The 18,851-nt window shown below is 65.1% G+C and carries 16 protein-coding genes; 5 read left to right on the forward strand and 11 right to left on the reverse strand.

Going from position 1 to position 18,851, the window contains the following annotated elements:
* Nucleotides 1–88: 88 nt before the first annotated feature.
* The gene (locus tag ACODSP_RS21265) at nucleotides 89–1,054 is read left to right on the forward strand and encodes an SDR family NAD(P)-dependent oxidoreductase (protein WP_488967545.1); all 966 of its coding nucleotides are present in this window, start codon (nucleotides 89–91) and stop codon (nucleotides 1,052–1,054) included.
* Between the two features lie 170 nt (nucleotides 1,055–1,224).
* Here ACODSP_RS21265 and ACODSP_RS21270 read toward each other — a convergent pair whose 3' ends face one another.
* The 5 genes from ACODSP_RS21270 to ACODSP_RS21290 all read right to left on the reverse strand — a co-directional run bounded on the left by ACODSP_RS21270 (nucleotide 1,225) and on the right by ACODSP_RS21290 (nucleotide 7,920).
* A complete protein-coding gene (locus tag ACODSP_RS21270) occupies nucleotides 1,225–1,860 on the reverse strand; it encodes a 2-dehydro-3-deoxy-6-phosphogalactonate aldolase (protein ID WP_488967546.1) in 636 nt (211 codons plus the stop codon).
* Nucleotides 1,857–2,735, reverse strand: a complete 879-nt coding sequence (locus tag ACODSP_RS21275; protein ID WP_488967547.1) for a 2-dehydro-3-deoxygalactonokinase — start codon at nucleotides 2,733–2,735, stop codon at nucleotides 1,857–1,859. Before ACODSP_RS21275 ends, ACODSP_RS21270 begins: the two co-directional genes overlap by 4 nt.
* Before the next feature lie 22 nt (nucleotides 2,736–2,757).
* On the reverse strand, nucleotides 2,758–4,323 hold the full coding sequence (locus tag ACODSP_RS21280) for a family 20 glycosylhydrolase (RefSeq protein WP_488967548.1): 1,566 nt from the start codon (nucleotides 4,321–4,323) through the stop codon (nucleotides 2,758–2,760).
* Nucleotides 4,320–7,079, reverse strand: a complete 2,760-nt coding sequence (locus ACODSP_RS21285) for a TonB-dependent receptor (RefSeq protein WP_488967549.1) — start codon at nucleotides 7,077–7,079, stop codon at nucleotides 4,320–4,322. The genes ACODSP_RS21280 and ACODSP_RS21285 overlap by 4 nt, the downstream gene beginning before the upstream one ends.
* 154 nt (nucleotides 7,080–7,233) lie before the next feature.
* Complete coding sequence (locus ACODSP_RS21290) at nucleotides 7,234–7,920, reverse strand: hypothetical protein (RefSeq protein WP_488967550.1); 687 nt, start codon at nucleotides 7,918–7,920, stop codon at nucleotides 7,234–7,236.
* A 48-nt stretch (nucleotides 7,921–7,968) separates the two neighbouring features.
* On the opposite strand from ACODSP_RS21290, the gene ACODSP_RS21295 reads away from it, so the two are divergent.
* The gene (locus ACODSP_RS21295; RefSeq protein WP_488967551.1) at nucleotides 7,969–9,546 is read left to right on the forward strand and encodes a tetratricopeptide repeat-containing sulfotransferase family protein; all 1,578 of its coding nucleotides are present in this window, start codon (nucleotides 7,969–7,971) and stop codon (nucleotides 9,544–9,546) included.
* A 67-nt stretch (nucleotides 9,547–9,613) separates the two neighbouring features.
* On the opposite strand, the gene ACODSP_RS21300 is transcribed toward ACODSP_RS21295, so the two are convergent.
* From ACODSP_RS21300 to ACODSP_RS21320, 5 genes are read right to left on the reverse strand one after another with little or no spacing between them, the layout of a single operon-like run.
* Nucleotides 9,614–11,071, reverse strand: coding sequence for an N-acyl-D-amino-acid deacylase family protein (locus ACODSP_RS21300; RefSeq protein ID WP_488967552.1), 1,458 nt, complete (start codon nucleotides 11,069–11,071; stop codon nucleotides 9,614–9,616).
* Nucleotides 11,072–11,084: 13 nt separating this feature from the next.
* The gene (locus ACODSP_RS21305) at nucleotides 11,085–12,356 is read right to left on the reverse strand and encodes an alanine racemase (RefSeq protein ID WP_488967553.1); all 1,272 of its coding nucleotides are present in this window, start codon (nucleotides 12,354–12,356) and stop codon (nucleotides 11,085–11,087) included.
* A 2-nt stretch (nucleotides 12,357–12,358) separates the two neighbouring features.
* Nucleotides 12,359–13,135 carry an SDR family oxidoreductase gene (locus tag ACODSP_RS21310; RefSeq protein WP_488967554.1) on the reverse strand — a complete coding sequence of 259 codons (777 nt, stop codon included), beginning with the start codon at nucleotides 13,133–13,135 and terminating at the stop codon, nucleotides 12,359–12,361.
* Nucleotides 13,128–14,288 (reverse strand): hypothetical protein, encoded by a 1,161-nt coding sequence (locus ACODSP_RS21315; RefSeq protein WP_488967555.1) that lies wholly within the window; start codon nucleotides 14,286–14,288, stop codon nucleotides 13,128–13,130. The genes ACODSP_RS21310 and ACODSP_RS21315 overlap by 8 nt, the downstream gene beginning before the upstream one ends.
* A gap of 2 nt (nucleotides 14,289–14,290) precedes the next feature.
* Entirely contained in the window at nucleotides 14,291–14,680 is a 390-nt protein-coding gene (locus ACODSP_RS21320; protein ID WP_488967556.1) for a RidA family protein, read from the reverse strand.
* Between the two features lie 369 nt (nucleotides 14,681–15,049).
* Here ACODSP_RS21320 and ACODSP_RS21325 point away from each other — a divergent pair, with 369 nt between their 5' ends.
* The 3 genes from ACODSP_RS21325 to ACODSP_RS21335 all read left to right on the forward strand — a co-directional run bounded on the left by ACODSP_RS21325 (nucleotide 15,050) and on the right by ACODSP_RS21335 (nucleotide 17,955).
* Entirely contained in the window at nucleotides 15,050–15,973 is a 924-nt protein-coding gene (locus ACODSP_RS21325) for a MurR/RpiR family transcriptional regulator (protein ID WP_488967557.1), read from the forward strand.
* A gap of 105 nt (nucleotides 15,974–16,078) precedes the next feature.
* A complete protein-coding gene (locus tag ACODSP_RS21330) occupies nucleotides 16,079–17,341 on the forward strand; it encodes a sugar MFS transporter (RefSeq protein ID WP_488967558.1) in 1,263 nt (420 codons plus the stop codon).
* Between the two features lie 14 nt (nucleotides 17,342–17,355).
* On the forward strand, nucleotides 17,356–17,955 hold the full coding sequence (locus ACODSP_RS21335) for an aspartyl/asparaginyl beta-hydroxylase domain-containing protein (RefSeq protein WP_488967559.1): 600 nt from the start codon (nucleotides 17,356–17,358) through the stop codon (nucleotides 17,953–17,955).
* A gap of 45 nt (nucleotides 17,956–18,000) precedes the next feature.
* Here ACODSP_RS21335 and ACODSP_RS21340 read toward each other — a convergent pair whose 3' ends face one another.
* Entirely contained in the window at nucleotides 18,001–18,849 is an 849-nt protein-coding gene (locus tag ACODSP_RS21340; protein ID WP_488967560.1) for an aldose 1-epimerase, read from the reverse strand.
* Between the last annotated feature and the right edge of the window lie 2 nt (nucleotides 18,850–18,851).

The following is an 18,851-nucleotide window of genomic DNA, read 5'->3' on the forward strand; positions in this document are numbered from 1 at the left end:
GCCAGGATCGGGCAGCCGGTTTCAGGGAGGGCCAGATATCATGGCCAGGACAGGGAGACAGCATTCCCTGAGACATGAGGAAACGTCAATGACCCAATTCGATGTAACGACCACGACCGACGACGTCCTGGCCGGCCTGACACTTTCAGGCAAGCGCATTCTCGTCACCGGCACCTCCTCCGGCCTGGGTCTGGAAACCGCCCGCGCGCTGGTGGCGCATGGGGCGGAGGTTGTGGGCGCCGTGCGCGACCTTGCCCGCGCCGAACAGGCCTGCGATGGGGTCCGGGCGGCAGCGGTTGCGGGTGGTGGCCAGTTCTCTCTGGTCACCCTCGATCTTGCCTCGCTGACCAGTGCGCGCGCGGCGGCGGATGCCCTGATCGCCGATGGCCGCGTTTTCGACGCCGTGATCGCCAACGCCGCCATCATGGCCACCCCTTTCGGTCGCACCGCAGACGGGTTCGAGCTGCAATTCGGCACCAATCACCTGGGCCATTTCGCTTTCATCAACCGGATCGCACCCGTGATCCGTGACGGTGGCCGCGTGGTGGTTCTGTCATCGGCGGCGCACCGCTTCTCCGACGTCGACTTGGACGACCCGAACTTCGAGCGCACGGATTACGATGCCTGGATCGCCTATGGCCGGTCGAAGACGGCAAATGCCCTGTTCGCCGTCGAACTGGACCGGCGCTGGAAACATCGCGGCATCCGGGCCGCATCGGTCCATCCCGGCGGCGCCGAAACCGGCCTGAAGCGCAGCGTATCGCAGGAGGATATGGACGCGCTGGTGGCCCGCATCAACGCCGTCGCCAAGGCCGAAACCGGCGCCCCCGCCTTCAAGTTGAAGACAATCGCACAGGCCGCCGCGACCTCCGTCTGGGCTTCCGTCGTCGCCGACGGTGAAACTATCGGCGGACGTTACTGCGAGGATTGCAACGTCGCCCCGCTGGCACATGGCGATGGCGTGCGCAAGGGCGTTCGCGAATACGCCATCGACGCGGAAACGGCGAAGGCGCTGTGGCTCAAAAGCGAGGAATTGATCGGCGAACGCTATTGATCAGCCGGTTGGCTGCACCGGGATTCTTTGCGCACAGCCTCCGATCGATGGGCGCCGGTCGGAGGCGGACAGGCTGTGTCTGGCGGCGTGAACTCGCTTAACGCCGAGCCAGAACTGTCCCCTCACCGGGGACCAGCACTATTCAACCCTGTCCCCACATGCCACGATCATCATTGCAGATGGCACGAAATTTCCGCAGTGAAACGGCGTGCCGTCTGCCCCACCGCCGTCGCCCCCATGCCAGGGCGGTAGAGGGCGGAGCCCAAGCCGAAGCCGTCGGCCATGGGGCGCCAGTCACGCAGGCTCTCAGGCGTGATGCCGCCCACGGCCAGCACCGGCATGTCCGGAGGCAGCACCGTCCGTTGTGCCGCCAGGAAGCGGGGCGAGGCCACCTCCGCCGGGAACAGCTTCAGCCCCGTGGCACCGGCGGCAATGGCGACCATCGCCTCTGACGGGGTGAGAAAGCCCGGCAGCGACACCATGTCCGCCGCCACGCTGGCACGGATAACGGCGGGATCCGCGTTGGGCGACACGATCAGGCGTCCGCCGGCATCACGCACCGCCGCCACCTGCGCCGCCGTCAGCACAGTGCCAGCCCCGACCAGCACCCGATCACCCAGGCGCTTGGCCAGTCGTTCGATGCTGCGCAGTGGATCGGGGGAATTCAGCGGCACCTCGATCATTACGAAGCCTGCTTCGGCCAGCACGTCGCCCACTGCCTCCACCTCATCCGGCGTGATGCCCCGCAGGATGGCGACCAGCGGACATTGCCCCATCGCCTGGGCCAGGATCTCACGCGCACTCATCGAACCATGCTCCAGATGGAAGTGATGCCGGCCAGGAACGCGGTCTGGCTGGAAACCGGGTGAACGACACCGCCCGCCGCCTTGATCGCCGCAGCATAGAGTTGGGCGAGCGGCCCATCGGCCAGCAGATACACCGGCTGGCCGGGGGTCAGTCCCTGTTCCGCCACATCGCCACCGATTAGCAACCCGCTGACCCGCGCCGCCACTGGCTCCGGCTGCCGCAAGCCCAGCAGGGTGGCAGCGCGTTCCCCGAACAGCCGGCCCAACGGCGCGCCCTTCACCGCCAGCGCCAGCCCGGCATCGAAATCCGCCCCCGGCTGCACCGGCCCGTCCAGCAGGCCCGACAATAGGCTGTGGCGGCGCAGCAGCGCGAACAGTTCGCCCGTCATCGCGGTGCGGAAACCAGTCAGCGCCCCATCCGACAGGGTCGCCCATTTGCAATGGGTTCCCGGCTGGCACAGCAGGGCATCGGGGGGCACCAAGCCCGCCTGGAGGGCACCCAGAACCTGCACCTCCTCCCCCCGCATCACTTCCGGTCGGGCCGGATCGGCGACCGCGACGCCCGGCACGATGACCGTTCGTCTCGGTTCCATCCAATGCAGTCGCGACGCGAGGTCGGACAACGTGACCGGACAGGGAAGATAGGGCAAATCGGCCCAGCCCCGTGCCGATCCCACCATGCCGCCCGCGATCACGGGCAGGTCACCGAACCGGGCACGCAAGGCCGCGATCTCCGCCGGGAACTGCTCACGCGTCAGGGACAACACGCCCTTGTCATCAGCTTCTGCGGCCAACAGGGAACCATCCGCGTCCAGAACATGGACGCGCCGGTTCGTCGTTCCCCAGTCGATGCCGAGGAAGGCGGGTTTGCTCATGATGTGAAGGCCTTGAGAGGGGTTACCGTTCCGCCAACCCGCGCCGGGCCGTGTCGATACGGTCGGCGCGGCGCATCAGGTCCCAGACGCTGCCGCGCGCTTGGCCCGTCCACAGCCGTTCGGCCATGACCAGCATCGGTTCCTCCCCGCGTCCCAGGAAATAGGCATCCGTGTGCCGCTCCGCCCGGTCCGCCCAGATGGCCAGCGCATAGCCCAGCACCTTGGGCGACGTGTCACGCGGGTAGCGCTCATAGACCTTTTCCAGGTCGAACAGGCCGTAATTGCTGTTGCGGTTGATGTCTTCCCAGGGGGTCACATACATCGTGTCCTCCGGCGTCAGGATGACATCAAAGCCGTCGGCCTTGATCTGTGCCTCCATGTCCTGGTTCCAGACCTCCACGATGATGTCGCGGTCCGGCAGGGTGGAGGTCTTGTCATCCTTGAAGCCCCACCAGCTCCAGATCATGGTGCGCTTGCCATGCGCCTTCACCACCTGGTTGGACTGGTTGATCCAGTCAATGAACACGTCACCCGGATACTTAAAACCCAGGCGCTTGGTCGCCTCCATCAGTTCCGGACAGCGTTCCTTGTCGGCGTCATACTGGTATTCGTCACCGCCGACATGGAAATAGGGGCCGGAGAACCAGGGGATGAACTCCCCCAGCAGGCCCTTCAGCCACTCCGCGTTTTCCGGCTTTGTGATGTCGATGGTCCAGGCCTTATCGCCGATGTTCGGCGCCGCCTCCCGCAACCAGTGGGAGGACCGCATCGACGGACATTTGAAGCCCAGCTCCGGCTTGTAATCGGTCAGCGCCACGGCATGGGCCGGTATGTCGACCTCCGGCACGATGGTGATGTGGTGGCGGGCGGCCCATTCCTCAATCTGCTTCACATCCTCCCGGCTATAGGACGCACCCGCCGGGGCCAGGCCCGGATAGCGTGGGCTGTCCAGGCGGAAGGCGGGCCAGTCGGTGAAATGCAGATGCAGCGTGTTCAGCTTGTAGGCACCCATGCGGGCGATCAGGGCCTTGATGCTCTCCATCTGGAAATAGCGGCGGCCCAGATCCAGCATGACCACGCGCGTGCGGTACTGGGGATGGTCGCTGCCCACCCCGCGCGGCAGCAGTGCCTTGGCGGGATCGGCAGCGGTCAGCAGCCATTGCAGCAGGGTGCGCCCGCCATAATACAGGCCCGCCCCGGCCGACGCCTCGACCGTGACCTTGCCATCGACGGAGAAACGATAGCCTTCCGCCGTCAGCGGCGCGGCGGCGGGACGCAGCGCCACCTCACCCTCTCGGGCCGCCCTGCGCACCACCTGCCAAGCCCGGCCCGTCACCTTGCCCAGGTCCTTGGCCAGCAGTTCCGCCTCCCCCGTCCAGTCGGCGGGGGCCTTCGGATCGATGGCGATGGTAGAGGTGGCGGCCAACGACAGGGTGCCGCCGGTGGCCCGCCATTCCTGCATCAGCGGCAGAAGATGGTCTGCCGACAGGACAGCCGTTGCGGCCATGGATGCTGCCTGGGGCTGCTGCCCCCAGGCCGGACCGCCCGTCAGCAGGGCAGCGGCCAGCACGATCGACGCCGCCCTCACAGTTTCACCGACAGCATCAGGGTGAAGCGGCGGCCATAGTCGGTATAGCCCAGGAACTGGTTGCTGTAGCGGCCATAGGCCTTCACCTTCTCCTCCGTCAGGTTCACGGCTGTGGCGGTCAATGCCGTGCTTTCCGTCAGCTGATAGCCCAGGCGGGCGTCGATCTGGTGATAGGGCGCAAAATATTGCGGCTCCCCGGAACCGTTATAAAGCAGTGAGCCCAGGAAATCCGACCGCCAGTTATAGGCAAGGCGGGCGGAGAACGGCCCCTGTTCATAGAAGCCGACCAGATTGGCGGTATCGCTGAGACCAGGCAGCGCGAAGCTGACATTGGGCTGCGCCTTGTCCAAGGTGGCGTTGCTGGTGACATGGGTATAGTTGGCCTGCACGCCGAAGCCCATGTCGAACGCATAGGTGAAGGACGCGTTCAGCCCCTCGATCGTCGCCTTTTCCGCATTCACCGGTCTGGTGACGATGAAGTTGCGATAGGCGGGGTTCTGCACGCTGTCGATACTCTCCGTCGCCGTGCCCTGGACGATGAAATTATCCACCTTCTTGCGGAAATAGCCCAGTGCCAGGGCACCGGTATCGGCGAAATACCATTCGGCCGAGGCATCGAAGTTGGTCGACAGGAAGGGTTTCAGGTTCGGGTTGCTGCCCGTGGCATAGCGCGCCACGACGAAGGTGCTGCCATACGAAATCTGGGGTGCCAGATCCTCCAGCGTCGGTCGCGTCATGGTCCGCGACACTGCCCCGCGCAGCACCACATCCGGATGGACATCCAGCTTCACGTTCAAGGACGGCAGCCAATTGGTATAGGAATGGTCGGCGCTGATTTCCGTCAAGTCGGCGCTGGCATATTCCTTGTACAGCACACCGGGATTGTCACCCGCCTGAACCGCCAGGTTGGTCAGCACCCGCATGCGGCCCGTCGAGGTCAGTTCGGTATGGGAAACGCGCAGGCCCGCGGTGACATTGATCGGCATCGACCCGATCTCATCATCCAGCTTCAGGCTGGCGTAACCCGACGTCACCTTCTCCTTGATCTCGAAACTGTCGCCCGTCTCCACCGCCTTCCAGCTGCGGCCATTGGCGATGAATTCCGCCAGGCCACCAGCCCCTGCATTGCGGGTGCGGTTGGCCAGGTTGACCGGGTCGGCCATCCATTTACGCAACGCGTCGCCATCGATCAGGAACATGTCGGCGTTCAGCTTGTCGTTGCCGAACTTGTCGCCGCCCCGATAGATGCCGCTGACGATGCTGTTGAAATCGATGATTTGGCCCATGGCATTGGCCTGGTACAGGCGCTGAATGGGCAGCGGCGTTTCCCAATTCTCGTTGGTCTTGCGCGCCTCGCTATAGGCGGCACCCATATCCAGCGTCAGGTTGTCCAGCGCCTTCCAGCTGGTATCCAGCTTGGCCTGTCCCGTGCTGGCATCGACATAGGCGCCGCTGTTCTTGTTGATGCGGGCACGCAGCAGGCGCTGGTTGACCTCAGAGACCAGATTGCCATTCTGCTCAAACCAGGGCACGCCGCCATCCATATGCACCAGGAAGCCGGGCTGGTTCAGGATTTCCAGTGTCTGGCTTTCATCCAGGCCGCGATTATCGTTGCGCGCCGTGGAGTAGGAAGCGTCGAACACCGCCTTGAAGCTGTCCGACGGTTCCCAGGCGGCGTTGAAGCCGCCCAGCTGCGTCGTGGTCGGTCGCTTCTTCTTCGTCAGGTTGAAGGCATAGCCGGACAGGTCGTAGCCGACGCCATGGTCAAAGGTGGTGTAGGAACCGTTGGCGTCGATGACGTTGCGGTTGGTGTCCTGCACGGCCCAGAACCAATTGCTGGCACTGTTGATCTCCGTCTTCACATTGAATTTCGAATAGAGATAGTCCAGGCCCAGGGTCAGGTTCTCCGTCGCCTCGAACTGTACCGCCAGCGTGCCGCCGGTGCGGGTGCGATCCTCTTCCACCACGGACCGCGTCAGGTCCTGCATGCGCCATGCCTCGTCCCGATCGTCGGAGACATAGGCATAGGCATCAGCGTCGAAGAACAGATTGTGGATTATGCCGCTGTTCTGGACGTCATAAGTCCGCTGCTTGCGCTCCTGATGCACGAAGGAGGCGAGAATGCCTAGGCGGCCATCATAGAACCGGTTCGACGTGACGAAGGAGATTTGGGGGCTGGCCTCCCTGCTGTTCTCCTCGTAATTGGCGGAGACATTGCCGGAGAACTGAAAGCCCTTGAAATCGAAGGGCTTGGCCGTCACGACGTCGACAGTGCCGCCCACCCCGCCCTCCGGCACATTGGCCGGCTGGCTCTTATAGACCAGGACATTGCCGATCAGGTCGGATGCGACCGTGTCGAAGCTGAAGGAACGACCGGAATTCTCGCTGGCGATAGGACGGCCATTGAACAGGACATTGGCGAAGTCCGGCCCCAAACCATCGATGCTGACATAGCGCCCCTCGCCCCCCGACCGGTCGATGGAGACGCCGGGAATGCGCTGCAGCGCCTCGGCGATATTGGCGTCGGGGAACTTGCCCACATCCTCCGACGAGATGCCGTCGACGATGGCGTCCGACGAACGCTTCATGTCGATGGCGCTTTTCAGACTGGCGCGCACACCGGTGACAATGATCTCTTCCAGCACATAAGGCTCACTGCCTGCCTCCTGCGCAGCCGCAACCGGCGCGAATGCCAGCACCGACGCCCCGGTCAGCAGCAGGCCACGCCGCGGAAGACCCTTAAGGAAATGCTCCATCGCTCTACCCCCCGTGCCGGTCGATGCCGGCCGTCTTATGTATCCCGTTCCGGTCTTCCGGGGGTTCAGACCCTCTTGGAAGCAACGGATGTCAGTATGTTACATTTTTGAACACACAAATCAATCATTTTTGTATCAACGCTACGACACCAGATCAGAACCGATAGTCATGGGCCTGGATCACCGCCTGCTCATGCATGCCGACCAGATCACGCAGCGCCGGGCTGTAATAGTCGCGGTACGGGCCGTGCCGGCTGGTATTAAGCGGCGGCGCCTGTTCCAGGAACAGCGCCGCCAGCGGGTTTGCGGGCACATCCATGTCGGCCAGCAAGGCACGTAACCCGTCACGCAGCGATTCCATGGGGAGGATGCGCGGCGATGCGGCACCGGCATAAAGGCGGCGATAGAGGAAGCTGTAGAAACCCAGACCGGACCCCCGGATCGGGGCGATGCAACGGCTGGTCAGGTTCAACCCGTGCTGCATGAATTCCTGCGGAAATGCGGCTTCCAGCGCCGTGATGCGCGACTCGCTTTCATGCAGGGTGACCAGATTGCGGATGGTGCCCTCGAAATCCAGCGCACCATTGTCGGAGCATGTCAGGAACAGCACATTGGGCCGTTCCTGCTGGCGCTGGAAGAAATACCAGGAAACATAATAGTCCCAAGGATTGCGCACCGTGCCGGCCACGGGCAGGTGCCGAAACGATACCGACAGCTCTGCATAGGGCAGGTGATACCCCGCCCGCCGCGCGCCGGGCACGCATTTCAGCAGCAGCTGATTGGCAAAAGTCCCGCCGGACTTGTGCAGATGCAGAAAAATGAATGAGGGACAGATAATCATGTCGGTATGATATCATCCGATGTAGCGAAACTCCATATGATCCCCACCATGACGGTAACCATGCGGCAGAATGAACTCCACGCCTCCGCGCTGGCCGCCCTGATCGCCGGTCGGTCGGATCGGGCGGAAACTTTGCTGCGCCCCGCCCTGGCCCGCGATCCCGGCGATGCCGCCGGCTGGTCGCTGCTGGCACGCGCCATGGGCGACCAGGGACGGTTCGCCGAAGAACTGGAGATGTGCGGGCGGGCCGTGGCGCTGGCCCCGACCAATGGTGAATATCAGGCCCAGTTGGGCAAATGTCATGCGCGGCGCATGGATATCGGGGCAGCGGAGGAATGCGCGCGGGCGGCACTGGCCTGTGTGCCCCTGTCCGATCTGGTGCTGGACGCCATCGCCGCTATCCATACGCGGCTGGGCCAGCATGAACAGGCGGCCTTCGTGCTGCGCCGGGCGGCCGATGAAGGCTCCCGCAACCCCGCCGTCCATTTCAACCTGGGCAGCAGCCTGAAATTCACCGGCGACTTCGACGGCGCCCGCATGGCACTGGAAACAGCGATCAATCTGGTCCCGCGCTACATCAAGGCGCACGCGGCCCTGACATCGCTGGGCGGCATCAGTCCTGAGCACAACCATCTGGGCCGGCTGACCAACCTGATCGCGGAAGTCCCCGATGCACGCGACCGCATCCATCTGGCCCATGCCGCCGCCCGGGAATGCGAGGCGCTGGGCCGCTATGACGAGGCCTTCGCCCATCTGCGCGATGGCAAGACCGCCCTGCTGACGGCCTTGGGCGCCAGTCCGCGCGAGAGTGTAACGGCGCTGACCGCCGTACTGGCGGCCCCGGCCCCCGCAACCGTCGGCACCTGCATGGCCGAACCCGTCTTCGTCGTCGGCATGCCCCGGTCGGGGACCACGCTGGTCGACCGCATCCTGTCGGGCCACCCCGACCTGACTTCCATTGGGGAGTTCCAGCATTTCGCCCAGCTGCTGCGCCAGGCGACGGGCATCGCCAGCCGCCATCTGGTGGACCCGGCGATGCTGGAACGGGTGGCGGCGGGCCGCGTGGACCTTTCCGGGATCGGCCATGCCTATGTGGAGAAGGGGCAGCAACTGGCGGGCGGCGCGGAACGGTTCCTGGACAAGTTCCACCTGAATATCCAGCTGGTCGGCCTGATCGCCGCCGCCCTGCCCCGCGCCCGTTTCATCTGTCTGGTCCGCGATCCGCTGGACACCGTGGTCAGCAATTACCGCCAGCTGTTCGAATTCGCCACCCCGCTCTACCGCTATTCGCTGGACCTGGGTGCTGCGGCAGAATTCTATCTGGGCTTCCGGCAGTTGGCTGCACGCTGGGCAGCACTGCTGCCCGACCGTTTCAAGATTGTAGAATATGAGGCGCTGGTGGCCGATCCGGAGCCGGGTGTGCAGCGATTGCTGGATTTCTGCGGCCTGTCCTGGCACCTCGCCTGCCTGCGGATTGAGGAGAACAAGGCCGCCGTAGCCACGGCCAGCGCCGTCCAGGTGCGCCAACCCATCAACACATCGTCGGTTGGCGGCTGGCGTCGCTATGCGGCCCATCTGGGGCCGGCGGAGGCGGTGTTGACGGGCAGGCTCCGTAGCGCGGATTAGCGTCAGCGTAATCCGCGGAAATCCCGTCAACGTGGTTCCGCGGATTACGGCTCACGCCTAATCCGCTCTACGCGCAACATCCTGCCCTGGCGAGGAACCGCCCCGCCCGTTCCCCGGCCAGCTTGCCGTCGGCCCAGGCCAGGGCGCCGTTCACATAGACAAACTCGATCCCGTCAGCGATGGCCTTTGGATCGCTGTAGGTGGCCCGGTCCAGGATGACTGCCGGATCGAAAACCGTGATGTCGGCAGCCATGCCAGGGGCGATGCGGCCCCGGTCGCCCAGCTTGAAGGTGGCGGCCGACAGGCCGGTCATCCGATGCACCGCCTGTTCCAGCGAGAACAGCCCCAGGTCACGCGAATAGCGGCCCAGGACGCGCGGGAACGTGCCCCACAGGCGCGGATGCGGCAGGGGATCGTTGGGCAACCCGTCGGAGCCGACCATGCAGGCCTCATGCGACAGGATGCGCCGCATATCATCCTCATGGATCTGGAAATAGCTGGCCCCGCCGGGCATCAGCCGGGTCGCCGCTTCGGCCTGGGTGCAACCCCAGTCGGCGGCGATGTCCTTCATGGTGCGACCGGCCATTTCCGGATGCGGTTGCGACCAGTTGACCAGCACCTCGATCTCCCCGTCCGCCAGATCGGCCCGGATGACGGTGGAGCCGGCATTGTAGGGGTAGCAATCCATGAATACCGACTGGGACGCCCGCGCCGCATCGATCAGGCCCAGCGTCTCCGCCGCCCGACCCCAATTGCGCACGCCGGCGCATTTATGGTGGGAAATGACCAGCGGCAGCTTGTCCGCCGCCGTCACGGCAAACGCCTCGCGCAGGGCATCGGCCACCCCATCATATTCGTTGCGGATATGGGCGGTATAGACCCCGCCTTCCGCCGCCACCAGATGCGCCAGACAGGTCAGTTCCGCGATATCCGCCGCGGCCCCCGGCGCATAAAACACCCCGGAGCTGAGACCCAGGGCGCCACCGCGCAACGCATCGCGCAGCAGGTCGCCCATCGCCCCGCATTCGCGCGCATCGGCGGGCCGGCCCAGATCATCCATGCACATCAGGCGCAAGGCCGAATGACCAACCAGAGCACCGACATTGACGCGCGGCACCGTGCGTTCCACGGCAGCACGGTAGGCGGCGAAGTCCGGGTAGCGGAAATCGCCGGCGGCCCCCAGCAGGTTGAACGGTTCCTTCACCCCGTCGGCAAAGCGCAACGGGGCGGCGGAGATGCCGCAATTGCCGACGATGACGCTGGTCACGCCCTGGCTGACCTTGGCCACCATGTCGGGGTTGGTCAGGCAGGCCAGGTCGTCATGGGTATGGACATCGATGAAGCCGGGCGCCACGGCCCGGCCAGCCACGTCGATCTCTTGGCGTCCGCGAACGCTACGCAGATCGCCGACGGCCAGAACGCGCCCACCGCCCACGGCCACATCGGCGGTGAAGCCGGGCGCGCCGGTGCCGTCGATCACGGTGCCGCCGCGCAGCACCAGATCGGGTTGGATGTCCGAAGCCACTTTGCGGGCCCTTTCAGAAGAAGGTTTTCAGGCCGCCGGTGACGCGATAATCGTCATCGACTTCCAGCAGCACACGCCATTTGTCGAAGGTCGTGCAGGGATGGGAAATGCCCAGCGCCACCATGTCGCCCACCGCCAGCGGCGTGGCGGCCTCCGGCGCCTCGGCCAGGACATGGGCATGCTGGTCGCTCAGCTTAGCGATGCGCCAGCCATGGGTGGGCTGCGGTGCCTCGTGCAGCCCCGGTCGATACCAGGATTTCAGGGTTGGCAAATCGATATCATGTGACAAGTCACGCTTGCCGGCCGACAGGACCAGCAGCCCCGGCTCCGGCCGCGACAGAACCCGGGCCCAAACCTCCAGCGCAGGTTCCAGGCCCGGCGCTTGCCCCCGCGCCGCCACATCCCCCAGCAGGCGGCCATAGAAACCGTCATCATGGGTGATGTAACAGCCACTGCGCAGGATAGGCAGGATGCCGGGGGCGCCCACCCCGCCGAACAGCCGCGCCACCAGATCGAAATAGGCCGATCCCCCCGCGCTCAGCAGCACATGATCGGGATCGGCGAACCGTCCGTCGGCGCGCAGGATGGTCAGCAGCCCGACGACGTTATCCAGATAGGCATTCACCGCCTTTGCGTCGGGTAGCAGCCCCTCATACCCCTCCACCCCCACCAGGCGCAGCCGGTCCAGGTGCCGGATCTCATCAGCCAGGATCAGGCCTTCGGCCAGGCTGCGCACGCCACAGCGACCGCCGGGGAACCCAACCTCGATCAGCACGCGGGCCGGCGGCGCGTCGGGCCGGGCCGCCATCGCCGCCTGCAACTGCCGCGCCCCCTCCACACTGTCCAGCAACAGATGATAGGCGCTGTCCGGCGCCGCGGCACTCATCGCGGCGAAGGCGGCCAGCTCCGCCGGCCCCAGCACCTCATTGGCGATCAGCACGCGCTGCACGCCGATGGCATGGCACAAACCCAACTGCTGGATATTGGCGACCGTGATGCCCCAGGCGCCGGCCTGCAACTGCCGCTCGAACAGCTGCGGGCACATCGTGGTCTTGCCGTGCGGGGCCAGCTTCATGCCGCTGGCCGCCAGATATTCCTGCATGCGGGCGATGTTGCGGTCCATGGCGGGCCGCTTTAGCAATGCCACCGGCAGCGGTACATCCCCCGCCAACACCCGCCAGCCCTGGTCCGCGATCCGGTCCAGCGTGAAGCCGGGCGGCAACGGCGGCATTCCCTTGGTACCGGGCGGCAACGGATCGGACAGCAGGGGGGCAAGGTTCAGCATGATCAGAACTTTTCCAAGGTCAGTTCAGCCGCCATCACCGGGTTGCCCGCCGTCAGGCCGGCATCCACGGGCAGCACCACCCCGGTGATCATGCGCGCATCGTCGCCGGCCAAGAAGGCAGCGGCCTTGGCGATGTCCGACGGATCGGGGAAATCGCGCAGCGGATACCATTTGCGCAAGCTGGTGAATATCTCCGGATTGCGCTCCGCCCGCGCGTTCCAGGCCTGGGTGCGCACCGTGCCGGGGCAGATGATGTTGGCGCGGATGCCCAGCGGCCCATATTCGATGGCCAGCGAGCGGGTATAGCTGATCAGCCCGGCCTTGGCGGCGCTATAGGCCGGGTGGCCCAGGCCCGTCAGGGCGTTCACCGTGCCGATATTGACGATCACCCCGGCACCGCGCGCGATCATGGCCGGCTTCACCGCCTCCACGCAATGGTACGCTGCCGTCAGGTTGATGCCCAGGTCGTGGGCCCAGGCGTCGGGCGTCAGGTTGGCCAGCGCCGTGGCCGCCGCCGCCCCAGCATTGTTGATCAGGATGTCGATGGGCCCGAACCCGTCCACCACGGCCCGCACGGCGGCCAGATCGGTCAGGTCGACGGCGGCGACATGCAGCCGGTCCCACGCCGCCAGCATCTCCGCCAACCGGTCCAGCCCGGCGGCATCCAGATCCAGCGCCAGGACGCGGGCGCCGGCATCCAGGAAATGCCGGCACAGCCCAACGCCGATGCCGCCAGCGGCCCCGGTGATCATGATGTGTTTCGTGCTGAAATCAGCCATTCGCTCCACCCTTGCGCAGCACCCGTACCGCACGATCGACCCAGCCGATCTGCGCCGCCGGCAGCAATCCGAAATTATAGAAGGAGATATCGTCGATACCCTGGGCCTGCACAGCCGCCAGCGTGTCGGCCAGTTGCGCCTCGCTGCCCATGTCGGGCAAGCCGGGACGCAGGATGACACTGGGCACCGGCCCCTGTCCCGCCAGCAAATCCAGGACATGGCGCAGATCCGCCGCCGCATCCGCCGCGGATCCTTGATAGATCGGCAGTTCCAGCCCGTCGGTAACCCCATTCAGCGCGCGCAGGTCGCCGCCCTCCCGATAGGTGGTGGCATGCGGCCGCTGGCAGGTGGAGATGATCCGCACCTTCACCGCATCCCGCACGGCGGCACGGATTTCCGCGCACAGGTCCGTGACGATGGCGCAGCGCCAAGCATGGAGCGCGGCCAGCAAGTCCGCATCCACCGCCGCCTCACCCCCGGCCAGGTCCGCATCGATGGCGGCGCGGGCCTGAAGCCGCAGCGCATCGGCATCGATCCCGGCCCCCTTGGCCCCCGCCCGGCAATGGTCGCAGAAGCACAGGCCCAGCAGTTCCTCGGCCAGCGCCCCCAGGTTGCTTTGCGCGAATTCATGGTGGTAGCCATGGGCATAGGTCAGCCAGCCCGGTGTTTCCAGCAGCAGGCTTTCCACATCCAGGCTGTCGGCAATGTCGGCGCACAAAGCCACGGCATGGTCGCGCACCGCCGGATGGGCTGGGCACAGGCTGTAGACATAGGCATTGCCCCAGGCATTGCGGACGGTACAGTCCGGATGCATCAGGCCCAGGCGGGTATTGTGGTTCAGCACGGTCCAGGCCCGGATGGGCACTATGCCAGCCCCGCACAATTCGCCCAGCACGTCACGCGCACCGGTCGCGGCGGCCATCCGGGGCTGCAACGCGCCATATTGAATGCGGCCACGGCTGCGGAAATAGACGGTGCCGTCCTCCGGGAAATAGACCCGCGCCACGGGGTCGCGCGGCTGGATGAACTTCCCGGCATGATAGGCGGCCGCCACCGTCAGGTGCGTCATGCCGCCGTCGCGCATGCGGGCCAGATCGTCTGCCGGGTCGTGCAGGTTCCAGGGATAGGCGTACCAGCCCAGCGACAAGCCCATGGTCAGGCCGGCTCCCGATAGGCGGTAACGTCGATCTCCACCTTGGCATCGACCATCAGCGGGGATTGCACGCAGGATCGCGCCGGCGGCCCGTCCGGGAAATAGCTGGCATAGACGCGGTTGAAGGCCTGGAAGTCGCGGGCATCGTCCAGCCAGACATTGGCCTTCACCACATCGGCCAGCGTGCAGCCGGCCTTTTCCAGGATGGCGATGACATTGCGCATTGTCTGGTGTGTCTGGGCAACGATGCCGCCATCGATGATCTCCCCGTTCGCATCCATGGCCACCTGGCCGGACACGAAGACGAAACCGCCGGCCTTCGTCGCCTGACAGAACGGTAATGCCTGCCCGCCCGTGCCCGTCTTCACACCGCCGATCCGTTCAATCGCCATAGTGGCAAACCCCTCCCCAAACATCCGCCGTTGCCCGGCACCCACCCTTCATCCGCCGAATTGATCAGGACGTCAAACATAAAATGTAGCTTTGATACATTCTTGATCTCAATTCGGCTTCCGAACTGCGAATCCATGACAGAAGGTCGGCTCAACAATGCCCAAACACCCACAAGGCCATCGTCATGCCTCCCAAGAGGGTAAACGGAATTATCATTAATTATCAACTCACTAATAATCCAACTCGCGCGCCGTCGCCACTCCGGCCAAAAATGTCGTTGATTGTTCGACGGAAATGTAACAAACATCCAACGACATCAAAACGCGTGCAATCCGGTGGGACGGTCGATGGTATATCAGGACAGTGCGATGCCGGACGATCTGCTGGAGCGTGTCGAAGCGCTGCTGCCGTCGCTGTCGCGGTCGGAGGCGAAGATCGCGCGCAAGCTGATGGCGGAGCCGGAGGAATTCGTGCGCTCCAGCGTGCGCGCCATCGCCGCCGATATCGGCATCAGCGAGCCGACGGTGGTTCGCTTCTGCCGTACCATCGGTTGCGAAGGGTTCCGCGACCTGAAATACCGCATCATCCAGGATCTGGCCCTGCGCCAGGCCCAGCGCGATGCCCGCCTGCCGGTGGATAATAGCGGTGGCGCGCCGGCCACGGAACCGCCCGCCGGCTTCGACGGTGCGGCCAGCGGGGAATTCGCCCGCCACCTGCATGGGCGCGCACTGGCAGCATTGGACGGGGCGATGGCCGGGCTGGATCTGGAGATGATCGGTCGGGCCGCCGCCGCATTGGCGCGGGCGCGCAAGGTGCTGATCTACGGCCTGGGCGGTAGTTCGGCCATCCTGGCGCAGGAGATGCACAATCGCCTGTTCCGCCTGGGCATCGCCTCCACCTTCTATACCGACAGCTATATGCAGCGGATGAGTGCGGCGACGCTGGAGGCGGCCGACGCGGCCATCTTCGTCTCCTCCACCGGTCGACCGCGCGCCCTGCAGGACAGTGTCGAACTGGCCCGCTACTACCGGGCGCAGACGGTGGCCATCACCGACCGCGACAGTCCGCTGGGCCGTGACGCCGATATCTGCCTGCATGTCGACCTGACCCAGTCGGGTGTGCATGAGTTCCAGCCCAATCCGATGCGTTTTGCTCAACTGCTGATGATCGATCTTCTGGCTTATCAGGTTGCCGAAAGCCTGGGGCCCCGTGCCAAGCTGATGCTGCGCCAGACCAGGGCCAGCGTCGCCTCGCTGCACGGGATCGCCCCGCAACAGCCCATCGGCGACTGACCGCCAACAACAACCCCGGAAAACGGGGCGGACATCGGGTGCGGACGGACGGCGTAACAGCTTGTCTGAACGGTACCTTGTGCCCGAACAACAGGGAAAACAGGGATGAACACGGAATTGTCCGCCCCCACCGCCCAACGCGGCACCATCGCGATCCTGGGGGCCATGTTCTTCATTTTCGGCTTCGTCACTTGGCTGAACGGGCCGCTAATCTCCTTCGTGAAGCTGGCCTTCCAGCTTAGCGATGTGGGCGCGTTCCTGGTGCCGATGGTCTTCTACCTCTCCTATCTGGTGCTGGCCCTGCCCAGTGCCGCCATCCTGCGCCGCACGGGCATGAAGCGTGGCATGGCGCTGGGCCTGGGCGTGATGGCCTCAGGCGCTGTCCTGTTCGGGCAGTTCGTCACCATGCACTGGTTCCCCGGCGCGCTGGCGGGTCTGTTCGTCATCGGCGGCGGCTTGGCGGTTCTGCAAACGGCGGCCAATCCTTATGTCGTGCTGGCCGGCCCGCCGGAAAGTGCGGCCCGGCGCATCGCGCTGATGGGCATCTGCAACAAGGGGGCAGGCATGCTGGCCCCTATCGTCTTTGGCCTTCTGATCATGCAGGGCGTGGGTGACCTGGCGGCGGAGGTAGCTAATACAGCACCCGAGGCTCGTACGCCGCTGCTGGAAAGCTTCGCGCAGAAGGTCCACGGTCCCTATCTGGCCATGGCCGCCATCCTGGCCCTGCTGGCCCTAGGCGTTCTGCGCTCCCCCTTGCCCGACCTGCGGGCGGAGACGGATCAGGGCGGCGGCAGCGACTGGCGCGGGCTGCTCGGCTTCCGCCATCTTTGGCTGGGTGCGGTCGCTCTGTTCCTTTACGTCGGTGTGGAGGTGATGGCCGGCGATGCCATCGGCATCTATGGCGAGGCCTTCGGCCTACCGTTCGAGCAGACGGCCTATTTCACCTCCCTGACATTGGGCGGAATGATGCTGGGCTACATCGTGGGGCTGGTGCTGATCCCGCGCGTAGTCAGCCAGGAACGCTACCTGGCCTTGTCCGCCCTGCTGGGGGTCGCCGCCGTAGCGGGTGCCTGGGCGACGCAAGGATACGTCTCCGTGGGGTTCGTGGCCGCATTGGGCTTCGCCAACGCCATGATGTGGCCCGCCATCTTCCCGCTGGCCATCCAGGGGCTGGGACGGCACACGGGCACGGGCTCCGCCATCCTGGTCATGGCCATTTCCGGCGGCGCTGTCGTCCCGCAGATGTTCGCGCTGTTGAAGCAAGTGGCGGATTTTCAGTGGGTGTTCCTGGCTCTGATGGCGCCCTCCTACCTGTTCATCTGGTACTTCGCCGTGCGCGGCAGCCGGCCCGTCATACCGCCGGCGTGATCGGAGGAAAGCCCATGTATTTCGACGGAGAATACCGTTTCATCGGCAGTGCCGATCCAGCCCCGGCTCTGGCCGCCTTGGCCGCCATGGGAGCAGATGCCTGGGGGGCGGAAACGGGGCGCCAGCAGGTCTATCGCGCCCATGCGCAAACAGAGACGGTGGGCCTGATCTTCGATCCGGACATGCGGCACACGGATGCCACTATCCAGCCAGCCTTCGCCCGGTTCCAGCCGTTGCTGGAACCGGTGATGGATATGATCCGGGATTTCTATACCCACAACCCGCCGCCGGGTGCCATCAGTGGTCAGGGCTATTTCCAGCGCATCATCCTGGTGCGGCTGGCGGCTGGGGGCTCCATCGGCTCCCACCGCGACAACGGGGCCTCCCTATCCCGTGCCCACCGCATTCATTTCCCCATCGTCACCGCACCGGGCGTAGATTTCGCCATTGCCGGCGTGATCCGCCATCTGGCCGCAGGCGAGATATGGGAAATCAACAACCGCAAGCCCCACGCCGTGCGGAACCAGAGCGGCCAGGCCCGCATCCACGCCATCCTGGACTATGTCCTGCCTGGCGAAATCGTGGAGGATCCCGATGGACGGCTGGTCGCATGAGGGGATGACATGTCTTTCCATACAATGTCACCGGGCCGACGCCGCTTAAGCACGCTGGGTGAAATTGATTTCAACAATGCCTGACAAGCACGCGCCCGGCGCCAGTATCGCCATGGGCGGGAGCAGACTGTCATTCAGCGCATCCGCACCATGGCTGACAGGCTCCAGCGCGAAAAAGTCTCGCCCTTCTGGAACATAGAGGCGCAAGACACCGAACGGTGCAGAGGCGCGCAATTCCACGCCGACCCGGCTCTCGCCACCCGTCACCAGCGCAACCCCCGACCAGAGATGGAAATCGGCATCGACTATCACATCATCCAGGCAGCGTCCCGATTGGAAGTCCGGATCGCGGGGCGGGGATGGCGCCAGGGCCGAAAAGCGCAGACAGGTCCCCGGTCCACGGATGAAATAGGGATGCAGCCCCAGGCCAGCCGGTGCAGCGACCGTACCCTCATTGACCAATGCCATCGTGACCCGCAATCCGGTCGGCGACAGGTGATAATCGATGCCGGCGGTAAAAGGGAACGGCCAATCCCCCTGCCCCGCCGGTCGATGGACCAGACGCAGCGACAGATGCGCCGGCCCCTGATCCACCCGTTCCCAGGATCGCTGCCAGCCGTACCCATGCACTGCGTGCGGGATGCCGGCCAGATTGGGGGTCAGGCGATGGCGCTGCCCAGCGAACTCAAAAATGCCGTTGGCGATGCGGTTGGCGAAGGGCAGCATGGGAAAGCAGGCTGTCAGCCGTCCGTCCCCCCGCGCCAAAGCCGCCTGCGGAGTTGGCCGCAGGAGGGGCCGGCCATCCAGATCCAAGGACAGGATGGCAGCCCCTAGCGATGGGGCGACCTCCGCACGCATCGCCCCCGCTGACAGGCGCACCTTCTCCACCGCCATTA

The organism is Niveispirillum sp. FG156 (genome assembly GCF_057809555.1).

Excerpts from the sequence above, each read along its gene's own strand:
- ACODSP_RS21285 (WP_488967549.1), bottom strand. The coding sequence starts at position 7,079 with ATGGAGCATTTCCTTAAGGGTCTTCCGCGGCGTGGCCTGCTGCTGACC.
- ACODSP_RS21325 (WP_488967557.1), top strand. The coding sequence starts at position 15,050 with ATGCCGGACGATCTGCTGGAGCGTGTCGAAGCGCTGCTGCCGTCGCTG.
- ACODSP_RS21270 (WP_488967546.1), bottom strand. The coding sequence starts at position 1,860 with ATGAGTGCGCGTGAGATCCTGGCCCAGGCGATGGGGCAATGTCCGCTG.
- ACODSP_RS21320 (WP_488967556.1), bottom strand. The coding sequence starts at position 14,680 with ATGGCGATTGAACGGATCGGCGGTGTGAAGACGGGCACGGGCGGGCAG.
- ACODSP_RS21340 (WP_488967560.1), bottom strand. The coding sequence starts at position 18,849 with ATGGCGGTGGAGAAGGTGCGCCTGTCAGCGGGGGCGATGCGTGCGGAG.
- ACODSP_RS21335 (WP_488967559.1), top strand. The coding sequence starts at position 17,356 with ATGTATTTCGACGGAGAATACCGTTTCATCGGCAGTGCCGATCCAGCC.
- ACODSP_RS21305 (WP_488967553.1), bottom strand. The coding sequence starts at position 12,356 with ATGCTGAACCTTGCCCCCCTGCTGTCCGATCCGTTGCCGCCCGGTACC.
- ACODSP_RS21315 (WP_488967555.1), bottom strand. The coding sequence starts at position 14,288 with ATGGGCTTGTCGCTGGGCTGGTACGCCTATCCCTGGAACCTGCACGAC.
- ACODSP_RS21295 (WP_488967551.1), top strand. The coding sequence starts at position 7,969 with ATGACGGTAACCATGCGGCAGAATGAACTCCACGCCTCCGCGCTGGCC.
- ACODSP_RS21290 (WP_488967550.1), bottom strand. The coding sequence starts at position 7,920 with ATGATTATCTGTCCCTCATTCATTTTTCTGCATCTGCACAAGTCCGGC.
- ACODSP_RS21310 (WP_488967554.1), bottom strand. The coding sequence starts at position 13,135 with ATGGCTGATTTCAGCACGAAACACATCATGATCACCGGGGCCGCTGGC.
- ACODSP_RS21265 (WP_488967545.1), top strand. The coding sequence starts at position 89 with ATGACCCAATTCGATGTAACGACCACGACCGACGACGTCCTGGCCGGC.
- ACODSP_RS21275 (WP_488967547.1), bottom strand. The coding sequence starts at position 2,735 with ATGAGCAAACCCGCCTTCCTCGGCATCGACTGGGGAACGACGAACCGG.
- ACODSP_RS21330 (WP_488967558.1), top strand. The coding sequence starts at position 16,079 with ATGAACACGGAATTGTCCGCCCCCACCGCCCAACGCGGCACCATCGCG.